Below are 20,323 nucleotides of genomic sequence, written 5' to 3' on the forward strand. Positions count from 1 at the left end.
TCCAGGAGAATCAGGTCATGAGCAACCCCGAGAAGCTGCGTTACACCAAGGAGCACGAGTGGCTGTCGGACGTCGTGGACGGCGTCGCGACGGTCGGCATCACGGAGTTCGCGGCCAACGCGCTCGGTGACGTCGTCTACGCCCAGCTCCCCGAGGTCGGCGACACCGTGACCGAGGGCGAGACCTGTGGCGAGCTGGAGTCGACCAAGTCGGTCAGCGACCTGTACTCCCCGGTCTCCGGCGAGATCGTCGAGGCCAACCAGGACGTCGTCGACGACCCGGCGCTCGTGAACACCGCCCCGTTCGAGGGCGGCTGGCTGTTCAAGGTCCGCCTCTCCGAGGAGCCCAAGGACGCGCTCTCCTTCGAGGAGTACACCAAGCTCACCACCGGTAACTGACCCCAGGGGACCCTGATGTCTGTACTGAACACCCCTCTCCACGAGCTCGACCCCGACGTCGCCGCCGCCGTCGACGCGGAGCTCGTGCGCCAGCAGTCCACCCTGGAGATGATCGCGTCGGAGAACTTCGCTCCGGTCGCCGTCATGGAGGCCCAGGGCTCGGTCCTCACCAACAAGTACGCCGAGGGCTACCCGGGCCGCCGCTACTACGGCGGCTGCGAGCACGTCGACGTGGTCGAGCAGATCGCGATCGACCGCATCAAGGCGCTGTTCGGCGCCGAGGCCGCGAACGTCCAGCCGCACTCCGGTGCGCAGGCGAACGCCGCCGCGATGTTCGCGCTGCTCAAGCCGGGCGACACGATCATGGGCCTGAACCTGGCCCACGGCGGTCACCTGACCCACGGCATGAAGATCAACTTCTCCGGCAAGCTCTACAACGTGGTCCCGTACCACGTGGACGAGTCCGGCGAGGTGGACATGGCCGAGGTCGAGCGCCTCGCCAAGGAGTCCAAGCCGCAGCTGATCGTCGCCGGCTGGTCCGCCTACCCGCGCCAGCTGGACTTCGCCGCCTTCCGCCGCATCGCGGACGAGGTCGGCGCGTACCTGATGGTCGACATGGCGCACTTCGCCGGCCTGGTCGCCGCGGGCCTGCACCCGAACCCGGTGCCGCACGCCCACGTCGTGACCACCACCACGCACAAGACCCTCGGCGGTCCGCGCGGCGGTGTCATCCTGTCGACGCAGGAGCTGGCCAAGAAGATCAACTCCGCGGTCTTCCCCGGTCAGCAGGGCGGCCCGCTGGAGCACGTGATCGCGGCCAAGGCGGTCTCCTTCAAGGTCGCGGCCTCGCCCGAGTTCAAGGAGCGCCAGGAGCGCACCCTGGAGGGCGCGAAGATCCTCGCCGCCCGTCTGGTCCAGGACGACGTCAAGGCCGTGGGCGTGGACGTCCTGACCGGTGGCACCGACGTGCACCTGGTCCTGGTCGACCTGCGCAACTCGGAGCTCGACGGCCAGCAGGCCGAGGACCGCCTCCACGAGGTCGGCATCACGGTCAACCGCAACGCCATCCCGAACGACCCGCGGCCGCCGATGGTCACCTCGGGTCTGCGGATCGGTACGCCGGCCCTGGCCACCCGCGGTTTCGACGCCGAGGCCTTCACCGAGGTCGCCGAGATCATCGCGCAGGCGCTGAAGCCGACGTACGACGCCGAGGGCCTCAAGGCGCGCGTCTCGGCGCTCGCCGCGAAGTTCCCGCTGTACCCGTCGCTCTAGCGCCGGTGTGGAAGGGCCCGGCCTGGTCACCGCACAGGGCCGGGCCCTTCCCCGTTCCCCCTCTCCCTCCCCCGCTCCCCCCGCCACCCGGGGGTGCGGCCACCGGCTCCGTCCCCGGCCCGCCACGTCGGCGTAACGCTTGCCACTCCTTCCGGCAGCCGGGTCGTTCACCGGGCCGCGTTAAGCTCGTCTGTCGGACATAGTCCGAACAATCCCCTCCTGCCCCCTCCCACCCCACGAGCAGACAAGGGAGTCCGCCACCGTGGCCATCTCCGTCTTCGACCTCTTCTCCATCGGCATCGGTCCCTCCTCCTCCCACACGGTCGGTCCGATGCGCGCCGCGCGCATGTTCGTGACGCGGCTGAAGAAGGACGGGGTGCTCGCCCAGACGGCCTCCGTGCGTGCGGAGCTCTTCGGCTCCCTCGGCGCGACCGGCCACGGCCACGGCACGCCCAAGGCGGTGCTGCTGGGCCTGGAAGGCCACTCCCCCCGCACCGTGAACGTGGAGACGGCGGACGACGAGGTGGAGCGCATCCGCAAGAGCGGCCGCCTGCGCCTGCTCGGCGCCGAGATAGGCGATGGCCACGAGATCGCCTTCGACGAGCCGAACCAGCTGATCCTGCACCGCCGGCGCTCCCTGCCGTACCACGCGAACGGCATGACGCTCTTCGCGTACGACGAGGCCGGCACGCCGCTGCTGGAGAAGACCTACTACTCGGTCGGCGGTGGTTTCGTCGTGGACGAGGACGCGGTCGGCGAGGACCGGATCAAGCTCGACGACACCGTGCTGAAGTACCCCTTCCGCTCCGGTGACGAGATGCTGCGCCTGGCGAACGAGACCGGTCTGTCGATCTCCTCCCTGATGCTGGAGAACGAGAAGGCCTGGCGCACGGAGGAGGAGATCCGCGAGGGCCTCCTGGAGATCTGGCGCGTCATGCAGTCCTGCGTCTCGCGCGGCATGTCCCGCGAGGGCATCCTCCCGGGCGGCCTGCGGGTCAAGCGCCGCGCCGCCTCCACGGCGCGCCAGCTGCGCACCGAGGGCGACCCAATGATGCACCGCAGCGAGTGGACGACGATCTACGCGATGGCGGTCAACGAGGAGAACGCGGCCGGCGGCCGTGTCGTCACCGCGCCCACCAACGGCGCGGCGGGCGTCCTGCCGGCCGTCCTGCACTACTACATGAACTTCGTGCCGGGCGCGGACGAGGACGGCGTGGTCCGCTTCCTCCTGGCCGCGGGCGCGATCGGCATGCTGTTCAAGGAGAACGCCTCGATCTCCGGCGCCGAGGTCGGCTGCCAGGGCGAGGTCGGCTCGGCCTGCTCGATGGCGGCCGGCGCCCTCGCCGAGGTCCTGGGCGGCACCCCGGAGCAGGTCGAGAACGCCGCCGAGATCGGCATGGAGCACAACCTGGGCCTGACCTGCGACCCGGTCGGCGGCCTGGTCCAGATCCCCTGCATCGAGCGCAACGGCATGGCCGCGGTCAAGGCCGTCACGGCGGCGAAGATGGCCATGCGCGGCGACGGCACCCACAAGGTCTCCCTGGACAAGGTCATCAAGACCATGAAGGAGACCGGCGCCGACATGAAGGTGAAGTACAAGGAGACCGCCCGCGGCGGCCTCGCGGTCAACGTCATCGAGTGCTGACCCCCTCCCCATGACCCCCGGGGCCCGGCGCGTGCGCGCGCCGGGCCCCGCGTCGTCCCGCGCCGGGTTCGTCGTCCGCACGGCGTCCGACGGTCCCGGAACCAAGGAGTCCGGCGGGGCGTCCTTAGCCGTGCCACCAGTCCCCGTCTCTCGAGAATCGGGGGGACGTCATGATCAATGCCCGTCTCCGGCAGTTCGTGGCCCTGGCGGTCGGCGCCGTGCTCGCCGCCTGCCTGTCCTTCGCCGCACCTGCCTCGGCCTCCACCCTCGCCCCGGCCGCCGCCGGCACCCAGGTCCAGACCCCGCTCGTCGTGAACGCCCGCTGGGGCGGGCACGCCACGTACGACCGGATCGTCATCGACCTGCAGGGGTACGCCCCCGGCGCGACCGTCACACCCGTCGCACAGCTCAGGTACGACGGTTCCGGCCAGCCCGTACCGCTCGCCGGGAAGTACTTCCTGGAGATCCGTCTCAACCCCGCCGCCGCGCACGACGACGCGGGCGAGAGCGTCTACCGCGGCCCCAAGCTCCAGAAGATCTACCTCAGCAAGCTCAAGGGCCTCGCCATGACCGGCGACTACGAGGGGTACGTGACCTTCGGCGCCGCCTTCGACACCCTCCCCTACTACCGCGCCTACAGCCTGCACTCGCCCGAGCGGTTCGTCGTGGACATCGCGCACTGAACCTTCGGCAGGAGCCCGAGGGGCCGGCCCGGGGCGTCCCACGCCCCGGGCCGACCCGTGTCACCTGCGCCAGAACAGGTGGTGCGTGACGCCGCCGCCCGGGCTGGGCACGACGTCCCGGTGGAACCGGTCGAGCAGCTCCTCGGGAGATTCCCACAGCCGCGCCCCGGAGCCGATCTCCACGGGCGAGACCGCCACGTGCAGGGTGTCGACCAGGCCGGCGTCGAGGAACTCGCGGATCGTGGTCGCCCCGCCGCCGAGCCGTACGTCCTTGCCCCCTGCCGCTTCGCGGGCCGCCGCGAGGACCGTGGCCGGGGCGCCGTCGACGAAGTGGAAGGTGGTGTCGGACAGCGTGAACGAGGGGCGCGGGTGGTGGGTCATGACGAACACCGGGGTGTGGAACGGGGGCTCGTCGCCCCACCAGCCGCGCCAGTCGTGGTCGGCCCAGGGGCCGCGCTGGGGCCCGAACTTGTTGCGGCCCATGATCTCGGCGCCGATGTTGTGCGCGAAGTCCCGGGTGAAGTAGTCGTCCAGGCCCCGGCTCCCGCCCGGATCGGTGCGGTGGGGCCAGCTCGCCGTGGCCCCGGCCCACGCGAACAGGGCCCCGGGGTCCGCGTCGCCGAACGGCCGCTCCAGGCTCTGGTGCTCTCCGGCGCCGAACCCGTCCCGGGAGACGTTGAAGTTCTGGACCCTCAGCAGCTGCTCCACTCGCTTCCTCCGGCCTTCATCGGTGCTCGGGGTTGGGGAAGTCGAAGCGGCAGCCGGCGTCCCACAGGGAGCGCTGGTTGCCGTGCGCCGGAATGCCGCCGGAGCGCTTGAGCAGGGCGGCCAGGTGCATGAGGTTCCAGGACATGAAGGTGGTGTTGCGGTTGGTGAAGTCGTTCTCGGGGCCTCCCGAGCCCGGGTCCAGGTAGGAGGGGCCCGGGCCGGCCTCGCCGATCCAGCCCGCGTCGGCCTGGGGCGGGATCGCGTAACCGAGGTGCTGGAGGCTGTACAGGACGTTCATGGCGCAGTGCTTGACGCCGTCCTCGTTGCCGGTGATCAGCGCGCCGCCGACCCGGCCGTAGTAGGCGTACTGGCCGTGTTCGTTGAGCAGCGAGGAGCAGGCGTAGAGCCGCTCGATCACCTTCTTCATCACGGAGCTGTTGTCGCCGAGCCAGATGGGGCCGCACAGGACCAGGATGTCGGCGTCCATGATCCGGCTGTAGAGGACCGGCCACTGGTCGCTCTCCCAGCCGTGGTCGGTCATGTCCGGCCAGACGCCCGTCGCGATGTCGTGGTCGACGGCGCGGATGAGCGAGGTGCGGGCGCCCGCGGCCTCCATGACGGCCCGGCTCTTGTCGATCAGGCCCTCGGTGTTGCTGGTCTCGGGCGAGCGCTTGAGCGTGCAGTTCACGTAGAGGGCGGTGAGGTCGGGGTAGTGCGCGGGGTTCGCGGTGTTGTCGTCGGCAGCCACGCACCCCAGCCTGCGCAGCGCGCGGGGCGGCCGCCACCGGGCCTGGCCCGTACGGGGCGGCCGGGCGGAGGTGGTCGGTCGGAGCCGGCCGGGCGGAGCGGAGCGCGGTGCCCGGCCCGCCGCGTACCTAGGATGGCGGCATGTCCCTGCCGCACGCCATCCTCACCGCCCTGCTCGAGAAGCCCTCGTCCGGGCTGGAGCTGACCCGGCGGTTCGACAAGTCGATCGGGTACTTCTGGTCCGCGACGCACCAGCAGATCTACCGCGAGCTCGGGCGCCTGGAGGAGGCCGGGCTGATCCGCGCCCTGCCCAGCGAGGTGCCCGTGCGGGGCCAGAAGAAGGAGTACGAGGTGCTGCCCGCGGGCGGCACCGAACTGGCGCGGTGGGTCGCGGAGAGCCAGGACCCCAAGCCGATGCGCGATCCGCTGCTGCTGCGGATCCGGGCGGCCGGCGTCGTGGGGACGCAGGGACTCGGTCCGGAGCTGCGGCGCCATCTGGACCTGCACCGCCGCCAGCTGGCGCAGTACGAGGCCATCGAGGAGAAGGACTTCCCGCCGGGGCGCGACGCCGTGGAGGACCGGCTGCGCCGGCTCGTCCTGCACGGCGGGATCGCCCTGGAGACGTTCTGGCTGACCTGGCTGGAGGAGGCCCTCGCCGAGGTCGGCGACATGTCCGGCCCGGAGGCCTGAGGCCCCCGCGGGTTCCGGCGGCGCCCCACGACGCACGACGCCGCCCCCGCCCGGGCGGACCGGGGCGGGGGCGGCGTCGGAAGGACTACTTGTTCAGGGAGGCCCAGAACTCGTCGAAGCTCAGGAGCTTGTCGCCGTTGGCGTCCTTGGACGCGACGACGGAGTCCGCGACGGCCGGGGTCACGTGGGCGTCGCCCATCGCGCGCATCGCGGCGCTGTACTCGTCGGCCGTGATGAAGCCGTCACCGTTCACGTCGAACCTGTCGAACGTAGCCCGTGCGCTCTCGATGTCCGCCACTGGGTCCACCCCTTCTTGGTGCTTGCTGACCGGCCCAGGGTAGCGGCACCCCGGGCGGGCGGGCCCCCCGGGTCCCGGCAGGGGCCGGGCACCCGCCTACCGGAAGATCCCGGTGTGGCCGAGCGAGTAGCGGCCGGGCTGCGGGTAGACGGCGAGGCCGTGCGGGCCGCCGCCGACCGGGATCCGGGCGAGCTGCTTGCCGGTCGCGGTGTCGATCGCGTACACCTCGGAGTTGTAGCGGCCGGACAGCCAGAGCACCTTGCCGTCGGCGGAGACGCCGCCCATGTCGGGGCTGCCGCCGTCCGGCAGGGTCCACTTCTTGGTGAGCTTCTTCTGCGGGAAGTCGTAGACGGAGATCGTGCCCTCGCCGCGGTTGGAGACGTACATCTCCTTGGAGTCGCGGCTGACGTAGAGGCCGTGGCAGCCCTTGCCGGTGGGCAGCAGCTTCGGGGTCTCGAAGGTGTCGCCGCTGAGGACCCACATGCCGTGCGCCATCATGTCCGCGACGTAGAAGGTCTTGCCGTCCGGGGAGACCTTGACGTCCTGCGGCATCGCGCCCTCGAACGGCAGTTTCTGCTGGCCGACGACCTCCATCCGCTCGGTGTCGACCTTGAGGAGTTCGCCGGAGAACTCGCAGCTGACGATGAAGTAGCGGCCGTCGGCGGAGAAGTCGGCGTGGTTGACGCCGTAGCAGGTCACCGGGACCGTCTTCACGCGGTCCATGGTGTGCGGGTCGCGGAAGACCAGCTCCTTGTCCATGGAGGCCATGACGATCGCGTACTTGCCGTTGGGCGTGAAGTAGAGGTTGTACGGGTCGTGCACCTCGACGGGCTTGCCGGCCTCGCCGGTCGCGGGGTTGATCGGGGTGAGCGTGTGGCCCCGGTTGTTGTTGACCCACAGGGTCTTCAGGTCCCAGGAGGGGACGACGTGCTGGGGCTGGACCCCGACGGGGATGGTGTCGATGACCTGGTAGGTCTGCGGGTCGATGACGGACACGGTGTTGGAGTTGGTGTTCGGCACGTAGACGCGGGACGGGAAGTCCTTGACCACCGGGGAGAGCTTGTTCGGCCGGTCCGCCGCGTAGACGTCGTTCGGGTCCAGCAGGGGCGGCATGCCGGGCAGCCCGGGCGGGGCGGCCGGCACGGCCTTGACGGGCTTGGCCGGGCCCTTGCTGCCGAGCGCCTCGGCGGGTCCCTTTCCGGCCGATCCGCAGCCGGCCAGGGCGGCGAGGACCAGACCGGCCAGCAGCACGCCGGCATTCCGGGGAAGGCGGGTGGTCTTCATGGCGTCAGCAGCTCCGTGGTGGTCACCGCGCGCAGCTTGCGGCGCGCGAGTTCTTCGAGGAGGGGAGGCATCGCGTCGACCGTGTCCGCGTAGCCGAAGTGCAGGCTCACCACGGATCCGGGCCGGATCGTCCCGGTGACGTTGCGGATGACGGCCGCGGCGCCGGGCGAGGTGAAGTCGAGGGAGTCGACGTCGTACGAGAGGACGTGCGGGTAGCCCGCCCGCTGGGCCAGCTTCTGGACGAGCGGGGTCGCGTACTGCGTCTGGGAGGGCCGGAACCAGGTACCGATGGAGCCGGTGAGCCGCTTGAGGCGCTGGGCGCAGCCGGTGATCTCGGCATAGGCCTCCGCCTCGGTCATGTCGTTGATGGCGAGGTGGCGCTGGGTGTGGTTGCCGAGCTCGTGGCCTCCATCAAGGATCCGGCGGGCCATGTCCGGGTGGGCGTCGAGCCAGGTGCCGATCGCCAGTACGGTGACCCGCGCGCCCCCCTTCTCGGCCGCGGCCAGTGCCGCGCGGGCGAGGGCGGGCTCCCCGTTGCCGTGGAAGGTGAGGGCGACCCGGCCGCCGTCGCGCGGGCCGTGGCCGATCTCCACGGGCTGCCCGGCGAAGCGGCGCGGCGCGGCGGGGGCGGCGGCCTGCGCGGGCCTGGCCGGGCGGGCCGGGCCGGGGGGCGGGGAGGTGGGCCCGGCGGCCGGGCGGGCGGGGCCGCAGCCGGTGGTGAGGCCGGCCGTCGCGGCGCCGGCCACACCGAGACCGGCCGCACGCAGAGCCGCACGCAGGGCCGCGCGGCGGCCTGGATGTGTGAGCACCTGCCCATTTAAGGGGCGGATAGCCCGGAAGGTAATGATTGACCCATTTCACGACGCTCACCGAAGAGGGCGAATCGGGCGGCCCATCCGCCATGTGATCAACGATTTACTCAGAGCAGTCGATAGTTATTCATCGAATGCGAGGTTGGTGGCCCACCTCACCTAGGATTTAGCTAGAAAGTCTTACGATTTGCACACTTATGTCCAAGTAGGGACTTTTGGCGTTCCAGCCCTCGTCTGTCATAGTCGAAACCGCGACTTCCCCATTGACCCGAGCGAAGTCACACGCCGAGGATCACACCCCCTTCGATCCTCGGCGCACCCATGAAGCCCCCACAGCGCCACACACGGCAGCCGGGGGCTTCAGGCGTTCTGGCGGTCGGCGACCCGCATCTCGAACCAGGTGATCTTGCCGCGAGGCAGCAGGTCGGCGCCCCAGCGGTCGGACAGCTTGTCCACGAGGAAGAGGCCGCGGCCGGTGGTGTCCAGCTCGTGGACCGGCATCAGGCAGGGCAGCCCGCGCGAGGGATCGCGCACCTCCACCCGGATCCAGCCGCGCCGCCGCAGCATGCGTAAGCCGAAGGAGCGGGCCCCGGTGTGGCGCACCGCGTTGCCGACGAGTTCCGAGACCAGCAGGACGGCGTGCTCGGAGATCTGCGGGGAGAGACCCCAGAGGCGGACGACCACGCACTGGGTGAGCCGGCGGGCGGTACCGGCCGACTCCGGCATGGACGGCAGTGTCACTTCCGCCTCGGCCGGGTTCCCGTACAACTCCAGCGCCTTGAGGCCCTGTTCCTCCTCGACGGCCGCCGTGAACCGTACCGCCGAAGCACTGCCGCGCTGCCGCGGCTGTTCCACACCCTCCAGGCCCGCCATGCACCCATCATGGACGGCCCACCTGTCGCTCCGGGGCGTTCCACGGGAAAACACCCCCCGGATTCAACCAATCCAAGGGGGTGTCCCGTCATGTGCGGCGGGCATCAAGGTGACCCGAAAACGGGGCCTGACCTGGCGTGACGCACCGCACGGAGATCGTCACGGTGAGTTGATCACCCAGTGCCCTTAAGGCTGCCTTAAGGCCTGGCTAATCCACCCACAGGGAGGACCGCCCGGCCGGACTCAGACGAACTTCGCCTTGCCCGGGCCCTCTTCGACGAAACTGCGCATGCCCCGCTCGCGGTCCTCGGTGGCGAACAGGCCCGCGAACCAGTTGCGTTCGATGGTGAGTCCTGTGTCGATATCGGCCTCCAGGCCCGCGTCCACGCACTCCTTCGCGGCGCGCAGCGCGATCGCCGGCCCCTGTGCGAGCCTGGCCGCCCAGGCGTGCGCCTGCTCGTACACCTCGCCGGCGGGCACCACCCGGTCGACCAGGCCCAGGGTGAACGCCTCGTCGGCCTTGACCATGCGGCCCGTGAAAATCAGGTCCTTGGCCCGGGAGGGGCCGATCAGCCGGGACAGCCGCTGGGTGCCGCCCGCGCCGGGGATCAGGCCGAGGAGGATCTCGGGCTGGCCGAGCTTCGCGTTGTCGGCGGCGATCCGGTAGTCGGCGCACAGCGCGAGCTCGCAACCGCCGCCCAGCGCATAGCCCGTGATCGCCGCGACGACGGGCTTGGGGATGCGGGCGACGGCGGTGAACGCGTCCTGCAGCGCACGGGACCGGACGACCATCGCCGCGTGGTCCATCGTCTGCATCTCCTTGATGTCCGCGCCCGCCGCGAACACCTTCTCGCCGCCGTAGAGGACGACGGCGCGGACGTCGGCCCGGTCGGTCGCCTCCACCGCGAGCTCGCGCAGCCGGTCCTGGGTGGCGATGTCCAGGGCGTTCATGGGCGGCCGGTCCAGGCAGATGGTGCCGACGCCTTCGGAGACTTCGAGAGAGAGGGTCATACGGGCCAGGTTAGCGTCGGTTAACGTGAAGTGGCCCGGTGCTGTGGGTCACAGCACCGGGCCACCCGGATCACGTGCGCGGCGTGCGCGGAACGGCTACTTGATCCACTCCGCCCACGGCATGTTCCAGCCGTTGAGGCCGTTGTCCGGGGCGATCTGCTTGTCCTTGGAGTTCTTCACGACGACCACGTCGCCGATCAGCGACTCGTCGAAGAACCAGGCCGCGGGCTGCTTGGAGTCGCCCGCGCCGCGGACGTCCTTGAGGCCGACGCAGCCGTGGCTGACGTTCGACGAGCCGAAGGTGCTGGCCGGGGCCCAGTAGTTGCCGTGCACGAAGGTGCCCGACTGCGACAGGCGCATGGCGTGCGGGACGTCGGAGATGTCGTACTCGCCGCCGAAGCCGACCGTCGCGCCGTTCATCCGCGTGACCTTGTACTTCTCGCTGATGACCATCTGGCCGTTGTAGGTCGTGGTCGACGGGGCGCCCGCGGTGATCGGGACGTCCTTGAGGACCTGGCCGTCCCGCACGACCTGCATCGTGTGCGCGGCCGCGTCGACCGTGGAGACCTGGGAACGGCCGATGGTGAAGGTGACCGTGCGGGTCTGCTTGCCGTAGACCCCCGGGCGGCCCTCGACGCCGTCGAGGGCGAGCTTGACGGTGACCTTGGTGCCCGCGGCCCAGTAGTTCTCGGGGCGGAAGTCGAGGCGGTCGTTGCCGAACCAGTGGCCCTCGACCTGCACGGCCGGCTCGGCCGTCACGGTGATGGCCTTCTCGACGGCCTCGGGGTTGGTGATGCCGCGGCTGAAGTTGATCGAGACCGGCATGCCCACGCCGACGGTCGAGCCGTCCTCGGGCGTGTAGTGGCCCACGAAGGTGTTGGTCGGGGTCAGGGTCGTGAAGGTGGTGTCCTTGGCGGACTCCCGGCCGGCCTCGTCCTTGGCGACCGCGTGCACCTTGTACTCGGTGGCCGAGGCCAGGTGGCGGGCCGGCTCCCAGCTCGCGCCGTCGTCGGAGAGCTTGCCCTCGACCGCGTTGCCCTTGGTGTCGGCGACGGTCACCGTGCTGAGCTTGCCGCCGGTGCTCGTGATCTTCAGGACGCCGCTGGTGGCGACCTCCTTGGCCCCGTCGTCGGGCTTGACGCTCACGACAGCCTTCGAAGCCTCGGTACCGGTCTTGCCGCCACCCCCGGCGTTGTCGCTGCCGCTGCCGTTGCTGTTGCCTCCGCCACCGCCGCCGCAGGCGGTGGTGAACAGCAGGGCCGCTCCCAGCAGCAGGGCCGGCAGGCCCGTCCGGGCGCGGCCGCGTATCGGCTGCAGGTTCACTCGTGTTCTCCCCATGTCCCCCGCGCGCGGACTGTCGCGCGCATGTCGACAGGAAATCACACGGCAGGATCACGATGAGCCACGGTCTTGTCACCGTTCCGTCCCAAGTGCCGCGAAACGGCGGGAACGGCTTGCGGGTCAGTCCTCGGTGCCCGGCTTGGTGCCCCAGACGTAGACGTCGTCGCCCTCGCCGAGCAGGTCCCAGAGGCGCTCCGCGTCCGGTTCGGTGAGGTTGACGCAGCCGGCGGAACCGCCGCCCTCGTAGAGGGAGCCGGGCGAGCCGTGCAGGGCCTGGCCGCCGTCGAAGAACTGGGCGTACGGCATGGGCGAGTCGTACAGCGTGGAGACGTGGTCCTTGCTGCGCCAGTACACCTCGTGCCAGCCCGGCCGGGTCTCCTGGAAGTCGCGGCCGGTGCGGATGGGCACGGGCCGGAAGACGACGCGGCCGCCCTGCTGCACCCACAGCAACTGGCGGTCCAGGTCCACGCAGGTGACGCGGTGTTCGCGCTCGGGGCAGTCACCGGCGGCGTTGGGGTCGGAGCCCGCGACCACGACGAGCATCGTGCGGTAGGTGGCGAGTCCCGCGTAACCGTCGGCGGGACTCACGCCGTTCGCGCGCTGGAAGGCGCGGACCGCGAGGCAGTCCGCCGCGGACTGCACCCCGTCGACCGGCCGGCCCACGTGGTCCTCCAGCTCCCGCTGGTAGGGGCCGGTGCCCGCCGTGCACGCGCTCTCCGGTTCCGCGGCGGCAGCGGCCGCGGCCGGGAGCGGGCCCGCCAGTGCGAGCAGGGCGCCGAGTGCGGCCGCCGCTGCCGACGGGCCTGTCCCCTGACGTACGGCCATCGGGGCCTCCTCGGGTCTGCGAGCACGACGGTCGCAGCCCAGCCAACCCGCGGCGCCGGGGTACGGCTCGCGCTGCTGCGCCGCCGGGGTGAGGAGGTCACCCCACCGGCGCACCGCGGCGCGCGGCCCCGGTCCGGCGGCCTCGGCGCTCCTCCTGCCCTGCCCCGTCCACGGAGGGGATCCGGTCGGCTCGCTTGTTGTAGACGGTGAGGACCATCCTGCGGCCGGATGCGCCGTCCAGCCGCCAGGGGCCGGCCACCGGGTCCGGCGGCTTCACGTAGCCCTCGGGGACGTCCTTCTCGACCAGGTAGTACGCCCCGTCGGCCAGCCTCCCGAAGTCGCACGCGCCGTCGGCGTCGGTGGCGCAGCCGGACCTCGGGCGCAGGTCGGCGTCGACGCCGGCGGTCTGCAGGCCGGTGGTGCCGTTGGTCTCCTTCCAGATCTCGAACACCGCCCCGTGCAGGGGTCCGCCGGTCTTCCCGTCCTTCTTGCGGATCCGGATCTCGCCGCGGTATGCCGCGTCCCGGCTGTGGTGGGGAACGTTGACGACGACCCCCTCCGGGGCGGCGGCGCCCAGGTCGAAGCCGGTGAACGGCTCGTCGGGGCGCTCGTGGCCGACGGGGACTGCGATCTGCAGCGCGTAGTACGTCTCGCCGGTCGGCAGCTCCACCGAGCAGATGCCCTTCGCGTCGGTGACGCAGCCGGCGCCGTGCCGCTCGTCCGCCCCGGCGCCGGTGTGCTGGAGCCCCGCCCGGTCGTTGGTCTCGCGCCACAGCTCGAACCGGGCCCCGGGCAGGGGCGCTCCGGTGTCCGCGTCGGTGCTGCGCAGCACCACCCGGGCGGTTCCGGGCGGAGCGTCATCGCCCTGGGCCGGGGCGGCCGCGGTCAGCACCACCGCGGCGGCCAGACCGAGGGGCCAGGCCCCCGTCCTCCTGGCTGTCATGTCGCTCCGTCCGTCGTACGGGGCCGCGGATCAGGCCCGGGGGCCCTTGGCGTCCTTCGGGTGCCCGTGGTGCCCGCCCTCGCCCTTGCCGTGGCCGCCCTTGCCGTGTTCTCCCTTGCCCTTGCCGTGGTCGCCCTTGCCCTTGCCGTGGCCGTCGCGCTCGTTCTGGAGCGTGACCACGAGCCGCCGGTCCGGGGTGGTGCCGTCCAGACTCAGCGGCCCGGTCACCCGGTCCGCGGGCAGCGCGTAGCCCTCGGGCACGGCCGTCTCGACGAGGTAGTACCGGCCCTCGGGGAGCGGGCCGAAGTCGCATGCCCCGCGGCTGTCCGTGGCGCAGCCCTCCGCGGCCCGGCGGTCGGCGTTGATGCCGCGGGTCTGCAGGCCGGCCGTGCCGTTGGTCTCCTGCCACACCTCGAACACGGCGCCGCGCAGCGGCCGTCCGGTCTTGGCGTCCTGCTTCAGGACCCGGATGGTGCCCTCGTGGCGCTCGCTCCTGTTGTTGGGGACGGCGACGACGATGCCGTCCGTCACGTCCCCCTCGGTCAGGTCGAAGCGCGTGACCGGGTCCGCCGGCGGTTCGTACCCGTCCGGGACCGCGGTCTCCCGCCAGTAGTACGTCTGTCCGACCGGCAGCTCCACCGTGCAGGTGCCCTGGGCGTCGGTCACGCAGGCACCGTCCAGGCGGGTGTCACCGCCGGGGGTGACGGGCTGGAGCCCGGTGGTGCCGTTGGTCTCCCGCCACAGTTCGAAGCGCGCGCCGGGCAGCGGCAGGCCCGTCGCCCGGTCCGTCTTGCGCAGCACCACCCGGGCGCCGTCCGGCGGCTGGGGGCTGCGCCGGTTGTCCGCCTCGTAGCGGACGCCGGCCTGCGCGTTCTCGGCCGTCAGGGTCAGTTCGCGGACCGGCTGGGCCGGCAGGTCGTACCCGGGGGGCGCCTGGGTCTCGCGCCAGTAGTAGGTGCCGGGTGTCGTGGTCTGCTCGCACAGGCCGCTCGCCGGCGTGGTGCACTCGGCGACGAGGGTGTCGGCGCCCGGACCGGTGGGCTGGAGGCCCGCCGTGCCGTTGGTCTCCCGCCACAGCTCGAACCGCGCTCCCGCCAGTGCCGCGCCCGTCTCCGCGTCCCGCTTGAGGACGGAGACAGAGCCGGTCACCGGGGCCGGGCCGCCGCAGTCGGGCAGGTCCCCGTTGAAGGGGTAGGCGTGGAACTCCTGGCCGCCGCCCCCGGCGGTGTCGCTGCCGTGGGTGACGGAGCCGGTGGTGAAGAAGCGGCCGTTGATGCCCGGGAGGGTGATGGTGGTCTCGGAGCTCTGCTGCCCCATCAGGAAGCTGCCCTGGAACTGGCCTCCTCCGGTCAGCCGCACGGTGGTCGCGTCCGGGAAGTTCCACAGCAGGCGGTCGCGGTAGGCGTTCAGCGGGTCGGTGTCGGCGAGGCCGCCGCTGTAGGTGTTGATCGTGCGGGTGGCACCCAGCACGTTCACCAGCACGGTGGCCGTGGCCGGGATGCGGGCGAACCGGACGCCCTGCTGGCCGCCCCCGTTGCCGACGAGGTCCGCGTCGACGTTGAAGACCTGGAGGGCGGAGGTGCCGTCGCCGGTGAACACGGTCTCGAAGCCGCTGTTGACGACGGTGCCGGTGGCCGGGCGCGGCTGCCCGTCCACCCGGGCGTAGCACTGGCTGGCGGCGCTGAGCCGGTCGCGCAGTCCGGCGTACGGGGTGACGGCGGCGGGGTCCGGGACCAGGCGGCCGGTGACGACTCCGGTGACGGTGCCCGCGTGGCGGACCGCACCGCCGTCGGCGAGGAGGCGTTCGTCCTGGGCGACGGTGACGTCTCCTCCGGTGGTGAGGAAGTCGGCCCCGTCGGGCGGCGGGACGAGGGATCCGGCGCCGACGATCCCGACGTTGTAGCGGCTGTCGCCGCCCGCCAGCTTGTCCTGGTCGAAGTCGCCGAGGACGACGAGGCGGCCCTCGGCCTCGGAGGCCCGTCCCCGGACCCGGAAGTCGCCGCCGGCGAAGATGTTGATGCCGTTGTCCCGGCCGCGCAGCATGCCGTCGCTGTTGATCGGCGGGTACGGGTCCGGGCAGCGGCCCGGGACGCACGGACCCAGCCCGTCGGGCAACGGCGCCCGGGCCGCCGCCACCGGCCGGTCCGCACCGGGTCCGGCGGCGGCCGCCGTGGGGGCCGCGGCGGCCAGCACGGCGCCGATCGCGAGCCCGAGGGTCCACTTCCTTGCTGACATGGCGCTCCGTCCGTTTCCCTGCTGCCCAGAGGTGCCCTGAGGTGCCCTGACAGGCTGGGGGCAGGGGTCGGCGGTGCGGGGCGCGGACACTCTCCGCTACGGCATTCCGATCACACGAGTCACTCCTGCGGGGGTACGTGCGCCGATCAGGCGATGGCCGATCCGGCCACCCAGTCCGCCCAGGACATGTTCCAGCCGCCCAGCCCGTTGTCGGCGGCGACGGTCTTGTCCTGCGAGTTGACGACCTCCACCACGTCCCCGATCAGGGTCCGGTCGAAGAACCAGCCGGCCGGGGTGTCGGAGCCGCCGCCCTTGTCGTCGCGCAGGCCCACGCAGCCGTGGCTGACGTTGGTGGTGCCGAAGGTGTCGGGGCTGGACCAGTAGTTCCCGTGCAGGAAGGTCCCGGAGTTGGTCAGCCGCATCGCGTGCGGGACGTCGGGGATGTCGTACTCGCCGCCGAACCCGACGGTCTGGCCGTTCATCCGGGTGACGTCGAAGAGCTCCATCACCACCATCTTGCCGTTGTAGGTGGTGGTCTTGGGTGCTCCCGCGCTGATCGGCACCGTCGACAGCAGCTCACCGTCCCGGCGGACCTCCATGGTGTGGGCGGCCGCGTCCACGGTGGAGATCTGGGACCGCCCGACGGTGAAGGTGACGGTCTTGGACTGGATCCCGTACGAGCCGGGGGCGCCCTCGACGTCGCGCAGGGCCATCTGCACGGTGACCTTGGTCCCGGGCTTCCAGTACTGCTTGGGCCGGAAGTCCAGGCGCTCCTTGCCGAACCAGTGGCCGGCGACCTCCACGGCCGGGTCGGAGGTGACCTTGATGGCGCGCTCCACCTCGGCGCGCTGTTCGATGGCGCGGCTGAACTTGAAGGAGACGATCATGCCGGTGCCGACGGTGGAGCGGTTCTCGGGCTTGAAGTAGCCGATGAACCGCTCCTCGGGGACGTAGGTGGTGAAGGTGGTGTGCCGGGCCTGGCGGCGGTTGTGCCCGTCGAGGGCGACGGCGTCCACCGTGTACTTGGCGGCGAGGGCGAGCCGGCCGGCCTGCGGGGTGGGGCTCCAGCTGAGCCCGTCGGCCGCGATGGCGCCGGGTACCTCCTCCTGCTGGGCGTCCTCCACCTTGGTCACCTTGACGCGCTCCAGCCGCCCCTCGGGCACGGTGACCGTCAGCCGACCGTCGGCCGGCACGTCCTTGGCGTTGTCGTCGGGGGTGATGCGGATGGCCTCGGCCGGCGAGCGGACTCTGCCGGGCAGCTGGATCTCGACGGGCGACTTGCCGTCCTGGGTGCAGCCGGCCAACCCGCCCAGCAGGCCCGCCCACACCGCCACGGCGGCCAAGCCCGCCCCTGCCCGCCTCGTCAGAAGTGTCACGTCACCTCCAACGACCGGGCCCTCCGGGGGAAACGTGAGCGCGGGCCACGTTCCGGGCAGAACAGTCCGGGCAGAACAGTGGGAAGGACCAGACGGGGGCGGGCCCGGGCCGGGACGCCGGGGCCACACACTCCCCCTCCCCCCGCAGGTACCGAAGAGCCGTGGAGGCGGGCAGTGTCGAGCGCAGCCGAGCAGGAGGCGGTGGAAGCCGTCAGCAACGCCGTCGGAGCGGTACGGGGCGGGCAGGCCGCGCCCGTACCGCACATCGACGGCGGACCGGGCGGCCCACTGGGCCAGCAGTCGAACGGCCGGCCGGACGGCCGGACCAACGGCCAGGTCAGGGGGCAGGTTCCACGGGTGCAGGCGCGCCCGGGCCCGGCGGTGTGGCCGGGGTCCTCGCATCCCCTGGGGGCCCGCTTCCACCACGGTCCGGACGGGACCGCGGGCACCAACTTCGCCGTGTGGGCGCAGGGCGCGGAGGCGGTGGAGGTGTGCCTCTTCGACGGGGGCGGGGCCGAGACCCGCTGCCTCCTGACGGAGCTCACGCACGAGATCTGGCACGGATTCGTGCCGGGCGTGCGCCCGGGGCAGCGGTACGGATTCCGGGTGCACGGCCGCTGGGATCCCTGGACGGGGGTGCGGCACAATCCGGCGAAGCTGCTCCTGGACCCCTACGCGCGGGCCGTCGACGGGGACTTCACCCTGCCGCCGGAGGTCTACGGGCACGTCCGGGACTGGCCGCAGCAGTACATCGCGGACACGGTGCGCGACGACCGGGACTCCGCGCCGTTCGTTCCCAAGGGCGTGGTCGTGCACGATGACGACGACTGGGCGGACGACGTCCGGCCGAAGACGCCCTGGGCCGATTCGGTGATCTACGAGCTCCACGTGCGCGGCTTCACGATGCGCCATCCGGGTGTTCCCGAGGAGCTGCGCGGCACGTACGCGGGTCTCGCCCATCCGGCGGCGGTCGAGCACCTGGTGAAGCTGGGCGTGACGGCGGTCGAGCTGCTGCCGGTGCACCAGTTCGCGCACGAGGACCACCTGCTGCGCAGGGGCCTGCGCAACTACTGGGGCTACAACTCGGTCGGCTACTTCGCCCCGCACGCGGGGTACTCCTCGAGCGGTACGGCCGGGCAGCAGGTCGGGGAGTTCAAGCGGATGGTCCGGGCGCTGCACGCGGCCGGGATCGAGGTCATCCTCGACGTGGTCTACAACCACACGGCGGAGGCCGGCGAGCTGGGTCCCACGCTGTCGCTGCGCGGGTTCGACAACCGGGGCTACTACCGGCTCCAGTCCGACCAGCGCCGGTACGCCGACTACACGGGCTGCGGGAACACCCTGCACGCCGGGCGGCCGCACGTGCTGCGGCTCATCACTGACTCGCTGCGCTACTGGGTCACGGAGATGGGGGTGGACGGCTTCCGCTTCGACCTGGCGGCGGCGCTGGCCCGTTCGATGCACGACGTGGACATGCTGTCCCCGTTCCTGGCGGTGATCGCCCAGGATCCGGTGCTGCGGCGGGTGAAGCTGATCGCGGAGCCGTGGGACGTGGGTTCGGGCGGCTATCAGGTGGGGGCGTTCCCGCCGCTGTGGACGGAGTGGAACGACCGCTACCGCGATGCCGTGCGGGACTTCTGGCGGGGCGCGCTGCCCGACGTACGGGACCTCGGCTACCGCCTGTCGGGGTCGAGCGACCTGTACGCGTGGGGCGGGCGGCGCCCGTACGCCTCGGTGAACTTCGTGACCGCTCACGACGGTTTCACCCTGCGGGACCTGGTGTCCTACGAGCGCAAGCACAACGACGCGAACGGGGAGGCGGGGCGGGACGGGACGCACGACAACCGGTCGTGGAACTGCGGGGCCGAGGGCGAGACGGACGACGCCCGCATCAACGTGCTCCGGCGCCGTCAGCTGCGCAACCTGCTGACCACCCTGCTGCTGTCGACCGGGGTGCCGATGCTGGTGGCGGGCGACGAGTTCGGGCGCACCCAGGGCGGCAACAACAACGCGTACTGCCAGGACAACGAGACGGGGTGGGTGGACTGGTCGCTGCTGGAGGATCCGGCGTGGCAGTCGCTGTTCGCCCTGGCCGCCCGGCTGATCTCGCTGCGCCACGCCCATCCGGTGCTGCGGCGGCGGGCGTTCTTCTCGGGCCGGCCGCAGGGGGCGGACGGGCTGCGGGACCTGGCCTGGTTCACTCCGGCGGGCGCGGAGATGACGGAGCGGGACTGGTACGCGCCGTCGGCCGCGCTGGGGATGTACCTGTCGGGGCGGGACATCCCGGGCCGTGACGAGCGGGGCCGGCAGGTGACGGACGACAGCTTCCTCGTCCTGCTCCACACCGGCGACCGGCCGGTGGCGTGGGTGCTGCCGGGCGCGCCGTGGGCCGGGGAGTACGAACTGGTCCTGGACACCTCCCTGGAGGAGCAGGCGGCCGTCCCGGGCACCGTGCACCGTGCCGGGGAGAGCCTGACCGTGCCGGCCCGCTCGGTGCTCCTGCTGAGGGTCAGCGGGTCTCGACCGACAGGAGCATCCGCTTGAGGAGGGCGGCGAGCGCGGCGCGTTCGGCGTCGTCGAGGGGCTCGATCATCTCGGCCTCGGCGATGCCGCGCCAGCGCATGGCCTCCGTCCACCGGCGGTGCCCCTCCGGGGTGAGTTCGACGTCGACGCGGCGGCGGTCGGCGGCGGCGCGCAGCCGCCGGACCAGGCCGGACTTCTCCAGGGTGTCGAGGCGGCCGGTCATCCCGGCCGGGGAGAGGAGGAGTTCGGCGGCGAGTTCGGCGGAGGGGGCCCGCCAGGGGGCGCCGCGGGAGGCGAGCCGGTGCATCGTCTCGAACTCGAAGGCCTGCAGCCCGGTCTCGGCGAGCGCCCGTTCCTTGCCGTGCGAGACGTGTTTGGCGAGGAGCTGGATGCGGGTGATGACGGCTTCGGTGGGCACGTCGAAGGGCACCTTGCCGGTCCACCGGGCGATGTGCCGGTCGACGGAGTCCTCGACGGAGGTCCCTGTGGTGCCCGCGGCCGTGCTGTCGGCGCCGTCCGCGGCACGGTTCCCGGCCCGTTCCGGCCCCGCCTGTGCCCCGGTGGCCCGCGTTTCCGCCTTCCGCGCCCGGCCCTCGGCCGCCTCTCTGCCCATGTCCGCATTATGTCCCGTCCACCGCCGCGCCCCGGGCCGATATTTC

19 protein-coding genes are annotated in these 20,323 nt (G+C 71.9%); 6 read left to right on the forward strand and 13 right to left on the reverse strand.

Translation table 11 applies throughout. The annotated features are described in order from the left end of the window. The first annotated feature begins 17 nt into the window (after nt 1-17). The 4 genes from gcvH to AB0O53_RS19300 all read left to right on the forward strand — a co-directional run bounded on the left by gcvH (nt 18) and on the right by AB0O53_RS19300 (nt 3,998). Complete coding sequence (gene gcvH / locus AB0O53_RS19285) at nt 18-398, forward strand: glycine cleavage system protein GcvH (protein ID WP_350987821.1); 381 nt, start codon at nt 18-20, stop codon at nt 396-398. 15 nt (nt 399-413) lie between these two features. Further along, the gene (glyA, locus tag AB0O53_RS19290; protein WP_030655704.1) at nt 414-1,670 is read left to right on the forward strand and encodes a serine hydroxymethyltransferase; all 1,257 of its coding nucleotides are present in this window, start codon (nt 414-416) and stop codon (nt 1,668-1,670) included. Nucleotides 1,671-1,932: 262 nt separating this feature from the next. Next, complete coding sequence (locus tag AB0O53_RS19295) at nt 1,933-3,315, forward strand: L-serine ammonia-lyase (protein WP_030826603.1); 1,383 nt, start codon at nt 1,933-1,935, stop codon at nt 3,313-3,315. A 170-nt stretch (nt 3,316-3,485) separates the two neighbouring features. Next, nucleotides 3,486-3,998, forward strand: coding sequence for an AMIN-like domain-containing (lipo)protein (locus AB0O53_RS19300; RefSeq protein WP_365196945.1), 513 nt, complete (start codon nt 3,486-3,488; stop codon nt 3,996-3,998). A gap of 60 nt (nt 3,999-4,058) precedes the next feature. Here AB0O53_RS19300 and AB0O53_RS19305 read toward each other — a convergent pair whose 3' ends face one another. Continuing rightward, nucleotides 4,059-4,706 carry a dihydrofolate reductase family protein gene (locus AB0O53_RS19305; RefSeq protein WP_365196947.1) on the reverse strand — a complete coding sequence of 216 codons (648 nt, stop codon included), beginning with the start codon at nt 4,704-4,706 and terminating at the stop codon, nt 4,059-4,061. Nucleotides 4,707-4,722: 16 nt separating this feature from the next. Further along, nucleotides 4,723-5,454, reverse strand: a complete 732-nt coding sequence (locus tag AB0O53_RS19310; protein WP_350987825.1) for a flavodoxin family protein — start codon at nt 5,452-5,454, stop codon at nt 4,723-4,725. Nucleotides 5,455-5,594: 140 nt separating this feature from the next. Between AB0O53_RS19310 and AB0O53_RS19315 the strand changes: the two genes are divergently transcribed. Next, nucleotides 5,595-6,143 carry a PadR family transcriptional regulator gene (locus AB0O53_RS19315; protein WP_350987826.1) on the forward strand — a complete coding sequence of 183 codons (549 nt, stop codon included), beginning with the start codon at nt 5,595-5,597 and terminating at the stop codon, nt 6,141-6,143. Between the two features lie 85 nt (nt 6,144-6,228). On the opposite strand, the gene AB0O53_RS19320 is transcribed toward AB0O53_RS19315, so the two are convergent. The 10 genes from AB0O53_RS19320 to AB0O53_RS19365 form a co-directional block, all read right to left on the reverse strand. Continuing rightward, entirely contained in the window at nt 6,229-6,441 is a 213-nt protein-coding gene (locus tag AB0O53_RS19320) for an EF-hand domain-containing protein (RefSeq protein ID WP_030846752.1), read from the reverse strand. Between the two features lie 96 nt (nt 6,442-6,537). After that, nucleotides 6,538-7,725, reverse strand: coding sequence for a YncE family protein (locus tag AB0O53_RS19325; RefSeq protein WP_350987827.1), 1,188 nt, complete (start codon nt 7,723-7,725; stop codon nt 6,538-6,540). Next, a complete protein-coding gene (locus AB0O53_RS19330; RefSeq protein WP_350987828.1) occupies nt 7,722-8,534 on the reverse strand; it encodes a polysaccharide deacetylase family protein in 813 nt (270 codons plus the stop codon). The genes AB0O53_RS19325 and AB0O53_RS19330 overlap by 4 nt, the downstream gene beginning before the upstream one ends. A gap of 363 nt (nt 8,535-8,897) precedes the next feature. Beyond that, nucleotides 8,898-9,410 carry an ATP-binding protein gene (locus AB0O53_RS19335; RefSeq protein WP_350987829.1) on the reverse strand — a complete coding sequence of 171 codons (513 nt, stop codon included), beginning with the start codon at nt 9,408-9,410 and terminating at the stop codon, nt 8,898-8,900. Nucleotides 9,411-9,653: 243 nt separating this feature from the next. Next, nucleotides 9,654-10,421: an enoyl-CoA hydratase/isomerase family protein gene (locus tag AB0O53_RS19340; RefSeq protein ID WP_365196952.1), complete on the reverse strand. Its 768-nt coding sequence runs from the start codon at nt 10,419-10,421 to the stop codon at nt 9,654-9,656. A gap of 96 nt (nt 10,422-10,517) precedes the next feature. Then, nucleotides 10,518-11,744, reverse strand: a complete 1,227-nt coding sequence (locus AB0O53_RS19345) for a L,D-transpeptidase (RefSeq protein WP_403140033.1) — start codon at nt 11,742-11,744, stop codon at nt 10,518-10,520. Between the two features lie 138 nt (nt 11,745-11,882). Then, nucleotides 11,883-12,587 (reverse strand): L,D-transpeptidase family protein, encoded by a 705-nt coding sequence (locus AB0O53_RS19350; protein WP_350987831.1) that lies wholly within the window; start codon nt 12,585-12,587, stop codon nt 11,883-11,885. Between the two features lie 97 nt (nt 12,588-12,684). Next, nucleotides 12,685-13,530 (reverse strand): MSCRAMM family protein, encoded by an 846-nt coding sequence (locus tag AB0O53_RS19355; protein ID WP_365196955.1) that lies wholly within the window; start codon nt 13,528-13,530, stop codon nt 12,685-12,687. A gap of 30 nt (nt 13,531-13,560) precedes the next feature. Next, nucleotides 13,561-15,765: a choice-of-anchor A family protein gene (locus AB0O53_RS19360; protein WP_365196958.1), complete on the reverse strand. Its 2,205-nt coding sequence runs from the start codon at nt 15,763-15,765 to the stop codon at nt 13,561-13,563. 146 nt (nt 15,766-15,911) lie between these two features. After that, the gene (locus tag AB0O53_RS19365) at nt 15,912-17,132 is read right to left on the reverse strand and encodes a L,D-transpeptidase (protein WP_403140070.1); all 1,221 of its coding nucleotides are present in this window, start codon (nt 17,130-17,132) and stop codon (nt 15,912-15,914) included. A gap of 183 nt (nt 17,133-17,315) precedes the next feature. Between AB0O53_RS19365 and glgX the strand changes: the two genes are divergently transcribed. Then, the gene (gene glgX / locus AB0O53_RS19370) at nt 17,316-19,685 is read left to right on the forward strand and encodes a glycogen debranching protein GlgX (protein WP_435886661.1); all 2,370 of its coding nucleotides are present in this window, start codon (nt 17,316-17,318) and stop codon (nt 19,683-19,685) included. On the opposite strand, the gene AB0O53_RS19375 is transcribed toward glgX, so the two are convergent. Continuing rightward, on the reverse strand, nt 19,651-20,277 hold the full coding sequence (locus AB0O53_RS19375; protein ID WP_365196961.1) for a MarR family transcriptional regulator: 627 nt from the start codon (nt 20,275-20,277) through the stop codon (nt 19,651-19,653). The two genes, glgX and AB0O53_RS19375, sit on opposite strands and share 35 nt — an antisense overlap. Between the last annotated feature and the right edge of the window lie 46 nt (nt 20,278-20,323).

This window comes from Streptomyces erythrochromogenes, assembly GCF_040684695.1.
Lineage (GTDB): Bacteria > Actinomycetota > Actinomycetes > Streptomycetales > Streptomycetaceae > Streptomyces > Streptomyces erythrochromogenes_C.

Excerpts from the sequence above, each read along its gene's own strand:
- AB0O53_RS19350 (WP_350987831.1), bottom strand. The coding sequence starts at position 12,587 with ATGGCCGTACGTCAGGGGACAGGCCCGTCGGCAGCGGCGGCCGCACTC.
- AB0O53_RS19325 (WP_350987827.1), bottom strand. The coding sequence starts at position 7,725 with ATGAAGACCACCCGCCTTCCCCGGAATGCCGGCGTGCTGCTGGCCGGT.
- AB0O53_RS19360 (WP_365196958.1), bottom strand. The coding sequence starts at position 15,765 with ATGTCAGCAAGGAAGTGGACCCTCGGGCTCGCGATCGGCGCCGTGCTG.
- AB0O53_RS19335 (WP_350987829.1), bottom strand. The coding sequence starts at position 9,410 with ATGGCGGGCCTGGAGGGTGTGGAACAGCCGCGGCAGCGCGGCAGTGCT.
- AB0O53_RS19300 (WP_365196945.1), top strand. The coding sequence starts at position 3,486 with ATGATCAATGCCCGTCTCCGGCAGTTCGTGGCCCTGGCGGTCGGCGCC.
- AB0O53_RS19375 (WP_365196961.1), bottom strand. The coding sequence starts at position 20,277 with ATGGGCAGAGAGGCGGCCGAGGGCCGGGCGCGGAAGGCGGAAACGCGG.
- gcvH (WP_350987821.1), top strand. The coding sequence starts at position 18 with ATGAGCAACCCCGAGAAGCTGCGTTACACCAAGGAGCACGAGTGGCTG.
- AB0O53_RS19315 (WP_350987826.1), top strand. The coding sequence starts at position 5,595 with ATGTCCCTGCCGCACGCCATCCTCACCGCCCTGCTCGAGAAGCCCTCG.
- AB0O53_RS19355 (WP_365196955.1), bottom strand. The coding sequence starts at position 13,530 with ATGACAGCCAGGAGGACGGGGGCCTGGCCCCTCGGTCTGGCCGCCGCG.
- AB0O53_RS19340 (WP_365196952.1), bottom strand. The coding sequence starts at position 10,421 with ATGACCCTCTCTCTCGAAGTCTCCGAAGGCGTCGGCACCATCTGCCTG.
- glyA (WP_030655704.1), top strand. The coding sequence starts at position 414 with ATGTCTGTACTGAACACCCCTCTCCACGAGCTCGACCCCGACGTCGCC.